A 13,579-nucleotide genomic window follows, 5' to 3' on the forward strand; every position below is an offset into this window, starting at 1 on the left:
GATGAGCTTAAACAACTACAAAATTCACTAACTTACCAGGAACCACAATCACCTTCTTAATTTCTTTACCCTCGATATAACGCTGAGTAACTTCTAATTCACGGGCATACTTCTCCAACTGGGCTTTATCAGCTTGTGCTGGCACTTGCAAGTCAGCCCGCTTTTTGCCATTAATCTGAACCACCAAAATAATTTCGTCAGCTACCAAAGCACCAGGGTCAAAAGACGGCCAAGTTTGAGTGTGAACAGAGTTACTATTACCCAATAAATGCCACAACTCATCAGCAATGTGTGGTGCAAAGGGAGCCAGCATTACCACCAAAGTCTGAATGCCTTCTGCATAAATTGGCGAAGTTTGACAGTTAGCATCAGTTAAGGCGTTACTCAACTTCATCAATTCTGAAACAGCCGTATTAAATTGATATTCATCCTCTAAGTCTTCTGTTACTGCTTTGATAGCAGTGTGAATCGACAACCTTAATTCCTTTTCTGGCTTACTTAAATCATTAAGTTGCGCTTTTTTACGGCATACTCCAGCAGCAGCATAATCACTCACCAAGCGCCATACCCGATTTAAAAAGCGAAACTGACCTTCGACATCGGCTTCATCCCATTCCAAATCCTTTTCTGGCGGCGCTTTAAATAAAATAAACATCCGCGCTGTGTCCACACCATATTTGGCAATTACATCTTCTGGCGCTACACCATTACCTTTGGATTTCGACATGGTAGCATACAGGCGTTGCAATGGTTCACCTGTTTGGGGGTCACGAGGATCGCTTGCATTGACATGACTAGAGGGAATCCACTTATCTTTACCTCCCTTATTGGGATTTAGGTAAGTTAAACCCTGCACCATTCCTTGAGTTAACAAACGTTGAAATGGTTCGTCAAAATTCAGCAAGCCTCTATCTCGTAATACTTTGGTAAAGAACCGCGAATACAATAAATGTAAAATCGCGTGTTCAATTCCACCCACATACTGATCAACTGGCATCCAGTCATTAGTTTTACTGGAATCAAAAACCTGCTGTTCATTATTAGCATCAGGAAACCGCAAGAAATACCACGAGGAATCAATAAAGGTGTCCATCGTATCGGTTTCTCGCTTAGCTGGTGTCCTACAAGTTGGACAAGGCACATTTACCCAACTTTCCATCTGAGTCAATGGTGAACCGCCGCGTCCAGTAAATTCTACTTCTTCCGGTAACTGTACTGGCAAATCTTCATCAGGAACAGGCACTATCCCACAACTAGGACAATGAATTACTGGTATGGGCGCGCCCCAATAGCGTTGCCTAGAAATTAACCAATCCCGCAAGCGATATTGTATCTTTTCTTTACCAAAACCTTGTTCTTGAGCATATTTAACAATCGCTGCTTTAGCCTCCCCAGAAGCCATGCCAGTAAATGATCCAGAATTGATTAAAATTCCTGGTTCGGTGTATGCCTCGTTATACTTTACTAGGACAAGTTGTGTAACTTCATCTGTATCTGATGTATCTGATGTTGGAGTTAAGTCAAAATCTACATCATCGGGCGCAGCAATCACAAACTCAACTAGCAAGTCATAAGCTTGAGCAAACTTAAAGTCCCGCACATCATGGGCTGGTACACCCATCACCGCCCCAGTACCATATTCATACAATACATAGTCAGCAATCCAAATAGGCACTTCTTCCCCTGTAAATGGGTTAATTGCCTTACCACCTGTGGGGATGCCTCGCTTGGGTTTGTCTTCGGCAGTCCGTTCTAACTCACTTTGATGAGAAACCTCCTTAATAAAGGTTTCTACTGCTGCTTGTTGTTCTTTGGTGGTGACGCGCTTTGTTAAAGGATGTTCTGGTGCTAGAACTACGTAACTAACCCCATAAACGGTGTCTGGACGGGTGGTATACACACCAATTTTTTCATTCATTCCCACAATAGGAAATTCTAAATATGCCCCTATCGATTTACCAATCCAGTTGGCCTGCATTAATTTAACGCGTTCTGGCCAACCTGTTAATTTATCCAAATCGTTGAGCAATTCTTCGGCGTATTCGGTAATCTTCAAAAACCATTGGCGCAATAATTTACGCTCGACTATCGCTCCACTGCGCCAAGAACGCCCTTCATTATCAACTTGCTCGTTAGCCAGTACAGTTTGGTCAATCGGGTCCCAGTTTACCGCTGCTTCTTTTTGATAAGCTAACCCGGCTTGTAAAAATTGCAGAAAAATCCATTGTGTCCACTTGTAATAATCTGGTGAACAAGTAGCAAGTTCGTTATCCCAATCGATGGATAAACCCAAATGCTGCAATTGCTGACGCATTTGCGCCATATTTTGATAAGTCCACTTGGCTGGCGGAACTCCTCGGTCGATGGCGGCATTTTCTGCTGGCAAACCAAAGGCATCCCAACCCATAGGATGTAGTACCCGATACCCTTGCATTCGCTTGAGGCGGGCAATCACATCAGTAATTGTGTAATTACGGACATGACCCATGTGTAGGCTCCCAGATGGATAGGGGAACATGGATAAAGCATAGAATTTGGGCTTGTTGCTATCTTTAGGTGTCTTGTCTAAGCCGTGTTCTGCCCATGTCTTTTGCCATTTTTCCTCAATTGCTGCCGGGTTGTATCGGGAATCCACCAAAAATTCTCCTACTGGACTTTAAATCTTATCTGCCTACATATTGTAGATGCTAGGCAAGAGAATATTATAGTAATCCTGTTTGATTTGGTGAATCACTCGTAGAGGCAGGAAACAGGGAAGAAGGAATAAATTTGAATCCAAAAATAAAATTATCTCCACAAGTGCGGGTTTTTGTTTACGGCACGCTCAAACCAAGTGAAGCTAATTATCAAAAATACTGTGCTGGCAAGGTGTTACATGCCCAAAGAGCAGTTATCAAGGGACAATTATTTAATTTGCCGTTTGGCTATCCAGCACTAACGTCTGGAGAATGCTTTGTCCACGGTTATTTACTTTCGTTTAACGATTTAAATATTTTAGATGCCTTAGACGAACTGGAAGATTACCAACCCACTAGGCAAATGTCGGCAAACCTCTATAATCGCCAAGAAGTGGAGATTTGCGATCGCCAAGGTTTACCTCTGGGTCAAGCTTGGGTATACTTCATGACTATGGAGCGAGTTTACCAATTAAAAGGCATCCCCCAACCGGATGGCTGGTGGAGTAGTTGTGGCTCAATCCCCCCACCATAGCTACGAATTGTAAATCAACTATCGCTTGGCGATTAATTAATGTTTTGTTCAATTTCCCTAAGTTCAGACTGCTGCAAATTGACTGGCTTTTCCGGAGAGGCTACCGCTGCTTTAGGAATTTCGATTACCGGATTATTTAAAGTTACCATCAGCGGTGAAGCAGAAGATCCAGGTGTTGTCGTCACTTGTGTCGATTCTGCTTTTGGTTTTTGAGCCAGTTGCAGTGTTCTAGACTCACCACCTGGTAGCAAGCCAGATACTGCGCCGATCACACAAGCAGCTACGGCTGCACCACCAAATAACCAAGCTAACCGAGAACGGCGATCTAAACGCGCCATTACTTGCTGGACTGTTACTTCTGGTGACTGTTGGGCTGCTGGTACTGGGAGAGTCCGCAAGCCTTGCCGTAGCTTTAACAGTCGGGCATACAAGCATTGAACTGAGGCATCGTTATCTAGCCATTCTTCTACTTGTCTGCTTTCGGCAGCTGTAACTTCACCATCAAGATAAGCACTCAATAACTCGAAGCGATCGCGCTTCATCATATCCATAGCACCCGTTGATTCATTGGTATGCTGATCCATTCCGTCTGACAAATTTCCAATAAGTTGCAAGTGGGAAGAATCGTAAAACTGAGAATCAGTAGTCATCTTAACATTATTACCAATTCATATGCGGGTAAAAGCAGCCAGCCATCCTGAGAAATTGATCAATTTTCTGACTAATGGCATAGTGTTAGACATTTCATCATCATTCTTAATCAATGCTTAAATTCTGCCACTAGGCAGAGGAAAAGTATTGTAAGTTAGATATCTAGATAATTTTGCAACTGAGCTTGCAACCGAGATCTAGCTCTAGCGATTCTCGACTTCACTGTTCCTAAAGAAACACCGGTGATTTCGGCAATTTCTTCATAAGCCATGCCTTCGATTTCTCGCAGGACAATAGTAGTGCGAAACACCTCAGGTAAATCGGCGATCGCCTCTCGCAACTGATCATAAAATTCTCTAGTTGTGAGTTCTTCTTCTGGTCCTGGAGTGTCTCCGGCAATTTCCCAATCCATTTCGCCATCTTCTAATGAACGAGGAGCATCCAGTGACAAAGGACTGACAACTCGCTTGCGTTTTCGCAACTCATCGTAAAACAAGTTGGTCGCAATCCGGCTTAACCAGCCTCGAAACTTAGCCGGTTCTTGTAATCGGTTAACATTTCGATACACTCGAATCCAAACTTCTTGAGCCAAATCAGCTCTGTCAGACCAATCTGGAGCTAGGTGATACAAGACCCTATCGACTTGACTTTGATAGCGGCGCAATAGCTCTGCAAACGCAACACGATCTGGACGCAGCCCCACTTGACAGCGCAAAATTAGATCGTGATTAGATAGTTTGTCAACTTGCACCGATGCTTCCGGACACCTCGCATCAACCGTTGACCAGGATACAGTAATCGATTGACTCATAGATCGTACTGGCTGTAAATTCTCCCTTTCTATTAGACCTGCTAATGGCCATGATGTTCCTACATCAGGGACGGATTTACGACTGGAACAATCAGGTATAGAAGTTTAGATATGTTCATAGTTACAAAAAGCTTTATTTTTGTGGCACAGCGCTTGTATATCAACTCTTTTAGCCATTATTTATTACCGTTTAAGGCATAGCAATGTTACGTATGGCTGTGCAACTAACAGTATTTGGCCACCTACCCTTGACAAAAAAACTATTCTATGTACAAAGAAAATGCCAGATTAAAGACTTAGCCACTTGATTGAAAGTGGCTACTCGCTCCAGTAGTTGTTTATTCTTTGTGGTACGCTGGAATGAAAATTTTGCTACTAACATCATTGGTAACAATTTATTCTTTCATATAGCTGAAGTATGGTGACTAAGATAATGTTAAATTAAAAAGCGTCAAGCGTCTTTTCTTCTCAAACACTAATTTCATCAATTGAGAACTTACAATTTATTGGAATTACATCCCTTAAAACTTAATCATGGTAGATAGAAAACCGATTGATTAGCATCTTTATTGAATACTAAATGGGTGTTTTAGATGTTTCTAACTAGATGAGAGTAGCTCTTCTATTTGGTAAATACTTCGTTGATGCTTAAAGGTTTAATACCTAAGTCAAATTTTTGTACTAGGGGCAGCTATAGCTAACAAGATGTTATTTTTCAAATTTTTTTACCAGAACTGTAGTTGATGTTTGTGTATTCTGTTGGTAACTAGCACCCGTTTTATTTTGATCGGGTAAGCGGACTTGAAAAAATAAATTGAGGGAAAACGTAATCGTCACTGCTAGTAAAAGTTTTTCAAACATGATCTTTCTCCCACCCACACCATTAGTGATTGATTGCTGTACTTGGAAAGTTTCACAGACAAGTCTGATGAAACCCAACTTCCGTGCAGAACTGCTGATGGATAAAGTCGTTGACCAAAAGTTTTGTCTACGAGGATGTCAGCATAGCCTTAGTTTGCCCAATGGTATGAGAAGAGTTATAAGGGAACAGATAAGAATTGATAAATTCTTGATAATTAGATCATGAGCGCATCCAATTAGTCATTTGGATATGTCAGGGATAAACAATAGGCTATGGCAATGGTAAGAAATGAATCTGTAGCGCGTATAGTAATGTTTCTCTGTTTTGGCACAGCCATCTTATCGCTAGCTGTCCATTGGCGCGTCACTTCAACCCTAGAGAAATTTGAGAAGCCTACTTCCGCCACAGGAAACCGTCCTGGGAGCTTTCCAGGAAAATTTGCTGGGAGTATAGGGCAAACTGCTTTGGGTGCATCTACACCGCCTGAGGAAAACACTCAAGAAAAACCTGCCCAGAAAACTTCTAATGTTAGACCTGACAATATGTCGGGTCAAGTGAGTCAAAATGTTGCTGAAATAACTGATGTACCCAAAAACATGCGACTATCAGCGCCAGGGCAAAAGCAGAAGCAAAATGAATACCGACCTAAGTTTTTCTTACCCCAGTTTTTACCTCAACAAAAATCATCTAATAAACTGGAAGTGATGAAAACAGAAGTAGTGGTTGATTTAAGCGATCGCCGTACTTATGTTTACACAGGAAACATAGTCATGGCTAGCTACCCGATTGCTGTAGGTAAGCAAGGTTGGGAAACACCCACTGGTTCTTTTGAAGTCAGACATAAGCAGCATGACCCGATTTGGCGGCATCCAATTACTGGCAAAATCTTTCCACCAGGTGCTGATAGTCCTTTGGGAGAGCGATGGATAGGTTTTTGGTCAGATGGACGTAACGAAATTGGCTTTCACGGCACGCCAGATATCCATTTGCTGGGAACTGCGATCTCTCACGGCTGCTTAAGAATGCGTAATGCTGATGTTCGCTTGTTGTATGAGCAAGTGAAAGTAGGCACACTTGTAACAGTGCGCGATTAAGCAAATCGAAAGTTAAGAGTATGCGTACTCTCAACTTTCAAATACTTAATCTCAATCTTACCCATCTGATTTTTGTTCAAAGTTAGGTGCGTAAGTTTGAAGTAAAGCACTAACTTGGCGTACAACTTCATTGCCAGTATTTTTGCCTAATGCTTGACGTTCTGGGAAGAAACTGGGGCGATCTAGGTAACGACTAATCGCTTCACTGACTTGTTGAGAAATCAACTCTTCGAGTTCGGCTTGAGCGCGTTGGCGTTGGTAGCTAGCACCTTCTTCGGTAGTAGCGTACAAAGGTGGAAGCCTATTAAGGGCATAAGCAGCAATATCTCCTACATCAAGGGAGCTTTCACTGGTAGCTTCAATTTCTGCTACTCTGGCGATCGCTTCGGTTAGTACCAATTCTTCCATGACGTTAATGAATTGTTTGCGAGGTACCGCCACTACCTCACCAGTCAATAGCGACCCCATCAGTCGATCTAGCGCCATGTACTCTTCGATTGAGAGTTCCGACGCATTATCACAGATTCGCCCGACTTCTGCTTCCATTGCTGGTGTGAGATAACCATCCTGGAGAGCTTGTTCTACAATTTTTTCAATACTCATAACACTCATCTTGTTAAAGCAACCCAAGCAAGGTAGTGACGGTATAAATTCAATTTATTTTGCCCAATTTAGTTAGCAAAATCTATCTAAAATTGCGCGTAGACACGGTTTATTTTTGCCGTCTCTACTATTCAACTCCATTGAATCGCCAAGGCACTGGATCAATAGCTTGCCCATTAACATATAAACCCCAGTGCAAATGCGGACCTGTGGAAGCGCCTGTAGAACCAACTGCACCAATTAATTGGCCAGTTTTGACAATATCGCCTTCTTTAACATTAATACGACTGAGGTGCATGAAAATACTTACCACTCCTTGACCGTGGTCAATGCCAACTACGTTACCGTGAACCCGGAACCCTTGTGACACTCTGCCTACTAAAGCAACTCGCCCAGCAGCTGGGGCAACTACAGGCGAACCCGCAGCACCAGCGTAGTCAACACCACGATGGTAGTAGTCATTAGCAAATTTACCATTGTAGTAGCGACGTACACCATAAATAGTACTAATCCGCCCTGTATTTGGTTTGCCAAATGAACCATTCCAATACTTTTGAGGTGTTTGTAACGCTTTAAAAGCTGCTACACGCTTGAGTTCATACTCGGTAGCTCCATCTGCCGATTTACCTGGTGGTAAAGTAATGCGTTGTACGGGGAATTTACGATTACGGACTGTTACTGCCAAGTTTTGCACTTGGCCGTCACCTGAAATCTTCAGTTTTCTGATGCCGGCTGTTTCTACTGGAGTTGTGGGAACAAAAGCCCGATATTTATTAGGGGCAATTGCAAACGTGGGATACGTTTTTTCGCCAATAGCTACTTTTGGATTACTACCGTTATCTGGATTATCTAAATTAATAATCACAGACAGCGTATCTCCTAACTCAGGATTACTCGGTGTCACTTTTACCTGTAAAGCATCAGCAGGTAATGTCAAAGTTATGGGAACAGAGGCAACTATGCCAATGAATAAGTTTATGACACGGCGATAAGGTTTATCGCCTGTAATGTTAAGACAGAGCAACTTGTTTTCGGAGTTTTTAGTGCAATCCTTAATAGTCATAGAGCTATAAAACAACTTCTTACTTTCTGTTGACCAACAGACTAGCTTAAAGAAGCTAGTGTTTCCAAACCGAAGTAGAGATTTGTGAAACAGTATATAATGTTAAGTGATATCAAGCAGCATCTTAAAAACCAAACTATACTAGCCTAGCTCAGGCGATCGCATCTTGGGGAAAATAAACCTTGTAAAGTAAAAAACTTAATCACAATATTTAAGCCTACGGTGATGAAGAAGATAATGTTTAATTGATTGCTAACTCAAAGAACCGAGTCAAAAACCTGTTGGGCGGTAAGCTTCAGATTGGGGAAAATAGGAGAAATGATTAGGTCATGGTCTACGAAGTTTGTAACTTGGTACTCATCCCCTACAAGTTGACACACTGAGATAGTCGGCTGTTTAGGGTCTGCAATGAATTTTTTACCTCCTAACGCAGCATAATCTGCAATCCAGCATTCAGGGATGCCCATCTGCTCAAAGTCAGCAAACTTGAAATGATAATCGTCACGCCAGTTGGTTGAAACGACTTCGATAACTAAAGGTATTGATGCACCTTGACTGACAGTAGCTTCTGTTTTCCAGCGTTTTTCATGGGATAAATTTGGGCGGTTTAATAAAAGTACGTCAGGAAAATATCCTGACTCTTTTTCAGGCGGCTTTACTATAGCTTGATTGGGAATGAAGTACGGAAGATTTAGTCGGTCAAATTCTACGCTGACTTTTCGAGCCAAAAATCCTTTTATTTCCTCATGTTCGCCTGTAGGCTGTGACATTTCAATAATATTGCCATTGTGTAGCTCGTAACGTGCGCTGGGATTTTCTGGCAGCCATTCGATGAATTGATTAAAAGTGTATATTTTTGGTTGGGTTGGTATTTGAGCTTGGGTTTTGGTCATTAGTTACCATCTCCACATATTATTGATACCATTTCACGAAATTACTGATACAAATTACTTTTCTTACTCCCCCTGCCTCCGGTCACTGAGTTTCGACTACGCGGTAGTTGAGCGTAGTCGAAACTCAACTGCCGCGTAGCCGAAGTGCTGCTTCCCCTGCTTCACGGCAGTTGCTCCTGGGGGGAACCACGCCAGTTCCTTCAAGTCGGGAAACCGCAAGGGCGGACTGGCTCCCCAAGACCCACAAGGGGTGCGGCAGTCGCTCCTGGGGGAAACCCCCAAGACCGCGCTGCCTTACCGCACTGCCTCCCCTGCTTGCCCAAATGTATCAACTTTAAAGTGAAACGGTATGACTTTACCACCCTTATAGGAAGTGTTAATTCGTTCTTAAAGTCGTCACCGATTGCTTAATCAAATTAACCATAAACCTGAGTGTATTTATTGGGAGTGAAAATCAACATAGAAAAAGTTACTCTCTTTCCGTAATATTCAGTACTATTTACCCTGACAAAGTTGAAGCTCAACGCTTTGCTGAACTATGTTTGGGGTAAGAGTAGCTGCATTGACAAAAAAATTTAATAAAAAAGTAAAAGGTAGAGCTTCCTACCTTTTACCCAGAAAAAAGCATTTTGTAACCAAATACAAAATTAAATATCACACATAGTTATGACATGACTATTACAAAATTACGACAAAAGTGTGAAATATTTGAACAGATGCACTTAATGTCAACAATTGTGGCTTATATTTTTACCATGACTTGAGAAGCATTGACTAGTTTGCCATCTTCCATGTAGAGAATGCGATCAGCGACATCTAAAATGCGATTGTCATGAGTAACCATGAGGATTGTACAGCCTTGTTCTTTAGCTAGTTTTTGCATGAGGTTAACTACATCTCGGCCAGACTGACTGTCAAGGGCAGCCGTAGGTTCATCTGCTAAGACAATTTGAGGATAACTAACCAAGGCACGAGCGATCGCTACGCGTTGTTTTTGTCCCCCTGAAAGTTGATCAGGATAATGATGAAGGTGATTTGTTAGTCCTACCTGCTCAAGCATCTGGGCTGATCTTGTTTGCATCTGTTGTAACTCAATATGCTGATGCAGTTCCAAACCCATTTTGACGTTCTGAAGTGCTGTCAAGCTACCATGTAAATTGTGTGCTTGAAAAATATAGCCATTACGTCGTCGTACCTGTACTAATTGTTTAGCACTAGCATGGCAAACTTCTTGTCCTAGTACCTGTAAACTACCAAATTGGGCAGAACGTAATCCACCTACTAAGGTTAGCAAGGTAGTCTTACCAGAACCAGAAGGCCCGGTCAAAATAATCATTTCACCAGCGCTAACCTCTAAGTTGAGATTGAATAAAACTTGCTTACGAAGTGAACCTTGACCAAAGTAATGGTCGAGGTTATGGATAGAAATAGCTTTAGTCATTGGTATTGGGCATAGGGCATGAGAAGAAAGCAGAGGGGCAGGGGGCAGGTTGCAAGGGAGATGAAGAAAATTAACTTATCCTTTTCTCCCTGCTTTTTACTATGTTTTTTAGAACATGTCTGCGGGGTCAGCGGATTGGAGTTTACGAGTAGCGATCGCTCCGGAAATGGTACACATGATGATGGTCAGTAGTAATACCTGCAATGCCCGGATTGCAGTCATGTAAATCGGCAAGTTTGTAGCAGTGCGAGTTAGGTAATAAAGTCCTAAAGAAACTGCAACTCCTGGCATAAAACCCAAGACTGCTAAAATCACAGCTTCTTCAAATACCACACCTAATAGATAGTAATTGCAATAACCCATTGCTTTAAAGGTGGCGTATTCTCTAACGTGGGCATTAACATCCGTGGAGAGGACTTGATAAACGAGAATTACACCAACCGCGAATCCCATAGATACACCTATGTTGAAGATAAATCCAATAGGGGAATTTCTTCTCCAAAAGTCGTTTTCAAATTCAATAAATTCTTCGTGGGTTAGGACTTTGATGTTATCTGTAAGGCGTGCTTTCAATGCTGCTATTACATGTTTGCGATCAAAGCCTGGCTGTATTTGGATTAAACCTACACTAATACTAGAAGCTTGTTGTTGAGGAAATAGCCGCAAAAAGTTTTGATCGCTGGTAATGAGAGTTCCATCAGCACTAAAAGAAGCACCAAGGGTAAATAAACCAGTAATAGTTACTGTGCGTCGTTCTAATTCAGTCTTTACTGTTTTACCTAACTCAAGTTGGGCGATCGTCTTTTGGTAATTTCCTCTAGCAGCACGGTCAAATAAGACAGTATCTGGTAGCTTAATTTCTGGCAATTTTTGGATAACTTCCGGGAAATCAAAAGCTGGCTTGTCTGGATTGAACCCAATGACTAAAATCTCCGTATCGCTCCTTGTTTGGGGATTCTTCCAGATCATATTACTGATGTACATTGCTTCTGCCGATTTGACCCCTGGTACATCCATTGCTTGGTAAAGTCGCCGACGAGAAAATGTCGATATTCTTTGTATGTTACGAGTTTGGGAACCGATTAAGACAACGTCTGAGCGCAAACTGCGGTGTAGTTTAGTATTACTATCATACAAAGCAGTCTGAAAACCCAGCTGCATAAACATCAGCAGATCAGCAAAGGCAATGCCCGACAGCGCTACCAACAAACGACTTTTTTCATGACTTAGTTGCAGCCATCCTAGAGGTGTTCGCCGCTTTAGTTGTTTGAGTAATCCCATTATTTAAGGAGTGAGTGAGGAGAAAAAGAAGCAGGGACAGGGGAAGAAGAAGCAGAGGTGCAGGGAGCACAGAGGCAGCACTTCGACTACGCGGTAGTTGAATCTCGACTTCGCGGCAGTTGAGCGTAGTCGAAACTCGATTGCCGCGCAGCGCTGCACTGAGCCTGTCGAAGTGTCGAAACTCAGTAATCGGGGCAGAGGAGAATAATAATCCCTATGCCCAATGCCCAATGCCCAATGCCCTTATAGTTCTATGACTACTTTGACTTGCATATTGGTTAAGTTGGCTGCTTTCTGGCTGGAAGCCTCATCTAGTCGCACATGGACTTCTACTACTCTGTTGTCGATATTGCTGGAGGGGTCAGTGTTAATTACATTTTGCCGTCGTACCTGTAAGCCTTTACGCTCTACAATTCCTTGCAATTCGATAGGTAGAATGTCACCAATTACTCGCGCCCGTTGTCCTGAATGCACTTTGTTGATGTCGCTTTCGTAGATCTCGGCGACTACATACATCTGATTGGTTTGCCCAATATCGGCAATGCCATCATTTGAGACTAATTCCCCTGGATGGGTATGGATCTCGAATACCTGACCATATTGAGGCGATCGCTCTCCCAAGGTCTTCGGCCAACGCACGTAAGCTTGTTTTAAATCTGCCTCTGCCCGATTCATAGCTGCTACGGCACGGCTAACTTCTGCTTTGGCAGTTTCTACATCTACTTCTCGGACTTCAGCAACTTGATCAAGTGTTGCTGTCGCTTCTTTAAGTTGTTGCTGGCTGGCTGAGCGAATGCGCTTTAATTGTACTTGTGCTTCTTGTAGACTTTTTTGAGCAGTTTCTAAAGTTAAGCGCTTGCTATCTTTTTGGGAGGCGGAAATTGCTCCTTTTTGGTACAAAAGCTGATAACGTTGATTTTCGGCCTCGGCGTTACGCACTTCGGCTTGCAATTTCGCAATTGTCGCTATTTGGGCATCGATATCTCCTTGGCGTTCTGCTTCTAGGCGAGCAATTGTTGCTTGTTGCGCGGCAATTTCTCCAGGTTTAGCACCTGCTTGAATGCGATTTAGATTGGCCTGTTGTACCTTTACTTGTTCTTGTGCTTCTTTTAATGCTGCTTCTAAGCGATCGCGACTGTCTAGAATGGCTATTACCTGTCCCGGTTTGACTTTATCCCCCTCCTTAACTAGCAGTTGTTCAACTCGACTTCCTTCAGTAGATGTGGTGGCAGAAAGTTTAATGACTTTTCCCTTTGGCTCGATTCGTCCTAGAGAAGTTACCGTTTTTAACTCTGGCAATACTGCTGCTGGAGTTTGTGCCTTCTGATTGGCGGTATCCTGGAATTTTAATACTGTATAAATACTAGTTCCCAATACAGCCAAAGATACAATTATTGCTATAAAAATGCGTGGACGTAAAATCGACTGAGGAGATATTGAACCGTCTAGCTTTGAGTTTTGCACAATAGCATACCTTATTGGCTGATTCAAATTAGGGAAAAATCGAATTTTGGAAATGTCTTGATCAACTTTGATAGATGTCTATTTGAAAGCTATACTGTTTTTCACTTCATTCTTGAGATTACTGTTACAGCTACTTTTATATGCTCAAAAAAAAGAATGATCTGTAAGATACAAAACTAAATTGTATAGTTATATATATGATTATA

12 protein-coding genes are annotated in these 13,579 nt (G+C 42.3%); 2 read left to right on the forward strand and 10 right to left on the reverse strand.

Annotated features, from left to right (window positions below):
- Positions 1-7: 7 nt before the first annotated feature.
- Complete coding sequence (gene leuS, locus QI031_RS04615) at positions 8-2,635, reverse strand: leucine--tRNA ligase (protein WP_281484036.1); 2,628 nt, start codon at positions 2,633-2,635, stop codon at positions 8-10.
- A gap of 134 nt (positions 2,636-2,769) precedes the next feature.
- On the opposite strand from leuS, the gene QI031_RS04620 reads away from it, so the two are divergent.
- Positions 2,770-3,210 (forward strand): gamma-glutamylcyclotransferase family protein, encoded by a 441-nt coding sequence (locus tag QI031_RS04620; RefSeq protein WP_281484037.1) that lies wholly within the window; start codon positions 2,770-2,772, stop codon positions 3,208-3,210.
- A gap of 32 nt (positions 3,211-3,242) precedes the next feature.
- Here QI031_RS04620 and QI031_RS04625 read toward each other — a convergent pair whose 3' ends face one another.
- The 3 genes from QI031_RS04625 to QI031_RS04635 form a co-directional block, all read right to left on the reverse strand.
- A complete protein-coding gene (locus QI031_RS04625) occupies positions 3,243-3,860 on the reverse strand; it encodes an anti-sigma factor family protein (protein WP_281484038.1) in 618 nt (205 codons plus the stop codon).
- 155 nt (positions 3,861-4,015) lie between these two features.
- On the reverse strand, positions 4,016-4,672 hold the full coding sequence (locus QI031_RS04630) for a sigma-70 family RNA polymerase sigma factor (RefSeq protein ID WP_281484039.1): 657 nt from the start codon (positions 4,670-4,672) through the stop codon (positions 4,016-4,018).
- Positions 4,673-5,380: 708 nt separating this feature from the next.
- On the reverse strand, positions 5,381-5,533 hold the full coding sequence (locus tag QI031_RS04635; RefSeq protein WP_281484040.1) for a hypothetical protein: 153 nt from the start codon (positions 5,531-5,533) through the stop codon (positions 5,381-5,383).
- A 273-nt stretch (positions 5,534-5,806) separates the two neighbouring features.
- Here QI031_RS04635 and QI031_RS04640 point away from each other — a divergent pair, with 273 nt between their 5' ends.
- A complete protein-coding gene (locus tag QI031_RS04640) occupies positions 5,807-6,628 on the forward strand; it encodes a L,D-transpeptidase (RefSeq protein ID WP_281484041.1) in 822 nt (273 codons plus the stop codon).
- Positions 6,629-6,685: 57 nt separating this feature from the next.
- Here the strand turns inward: QI031_RS04640 and QI031_RS04645 are convergent, their stop codons facing one another.
- From QI031_RS04645 to QI031_RS04670, 6 genes are all read right to left on the reverse strand, one after another.
- On the reverse strand, positions 6,686-7,231 hold the full coding sequence (locus QI031_RS04645) for a late competence development ComFB family protein (RefSeq protein ID WP_281484042.1): 546 nt from the start codon (positions 7,229-7,231) through the stop codon (positions 6,686-6,688).
- A gap of 127 nt (positions 7,232-7,358) precedes the next feature.
- On the reverse strand, positions 7,359-8,294 hold the full coding sequence (locus QI031_RS04650) for a M23 family metallopeptidase (protein WP_281484043.1): 936 nt from the start codon (positions 8,292-8,294) through the stop codon (positions 7,359-7,361).
- A gap of 257 nt (positions 8,295-8,551) precedes the next feature.
- Complete coding sequence (locus tag QI031_RS04655; RefSeq protein ID WP_281484044.1) at positions 8,552-9,187, reverse strand: Uma2 family endonuclease; 636 nt, start codon at positions 9,185-9,187, stop codon at positions 8,552-8,554.
- A 742-nt stretch (positions 9,188-9,929) separates the two neighbouring features.
- Positions 9,930-10,628 carry a DevA family ABC transporter ATP-binding protein gene (locus tag QI031_RS04660; RefSeq protein ID WP_281484045.1) on the reverse strand — a complete coding sequence of 233 codons (699 nt, stop codon included), beginning with the start codon at positions 10,626-10,628 and terminating at the stop codon, positions 9,930-9,932.
- A gap of 108 nt (positions 10,629-10,736) precedes the next feature.
- The gene (devC, locus tag QI031_RS04665; RefSeq protein WP_281484046.1) at positions 10,737-11,909 is read right to left on the reverse strand and encodes an ABC transporter permease DevC; all 1,173 of its coding nucleotides are present in this window, start codon (positions 11,907-11,909) and stop codon (positions 10,737-10,739) included.
- Positions 11,910-12,152: 243 nt separating this feature from the next.
- Positions 12,153-13,373, reverse strand: a complete 1,221-nt coding sequence (locus tag QI031_RS04670; protein WP_281484047.1) for an ABC exporter membrane fusion protein — start codon at positions 13,371-13,373, stop codon at positions 12,153-12,155.
- Positions 13,374-13,579 lie beyond the last annotated feature (206 nt).

The sequence above is a fragment of the Halotia branconii CENA392 genome (assembly GCF_029953635.1).
Classification (GTDB): domain Bacteria; phylum Cyanobacteriota; class Cyanobacteriia; order Cyanobacteriales; family Nostocaceae; genus Halotia; species Halotia branconii.

Bases quoted from the DNA above. Each gene is read 5' to 3' on its own strand.
- QI031_RS04645 (WP_281484042.1), bottom strand. From the start codon at position 7,231: ATGAGTATTGAAAAAATTGTAGAACAAGCTCTCCAGGATGGTTATCTC.
- QI031_RS04660 (WP_281484045.1), bottom strand. From the start codon at position 10,628: ATGACTAAAGCTATTTCTATCCATAACCTCGACCATTACTTTGGTCAA.
- QI031_RS04635 (WP_281484040.1), bottom strand. From the start codon at position 5,533: ATGTTTGAAAAACTTTTACTAGCAGTGACGATTACGTTTTCCCTCAAT.
- devC (WP_281484046.1), bottom strand. From the start codon at position 11,909: ATGGGATTACTCAAACAACTAAAGCGGCGAACACCTCTAGGATGGCTG.
- QI031_RS04655 (WP_281484044.1), bottom strand. From the start codon at position 9,187: ATGACCAAAACCCAAGCTCAAATACCAACCCAACCAAAAATATACACT.
- QI031_RS04640 (WP_281484041.1), top strand. From the start codon at position 5,807: ATGGCAATGGTAAGAAATGAATCTGTAGCGCGTATAGTAATGTTTCTC.
- QI031_RS04650 (WP_281484043.1), bottom strand. From the start codon at position 8,294: ATGACTATTAAGGATTGCACTAAAAACTCCGAAAACAAGTTGCTCTGT.
- QI031_RS04625 (WP_281484038.1), bottom strand. From the start codon at position 3,860: ATGACTACTGATTCTCAGTTTTACGATTCTTCCCACTTGCAACTTATT.
- QI031_RS04630 (WP_281484039.1), bottom strand. From the start codon at position 4,672: ATGAGTCAATCGATTACTGTATCCTGGTCAACGGTTGATGCGAGGTGT.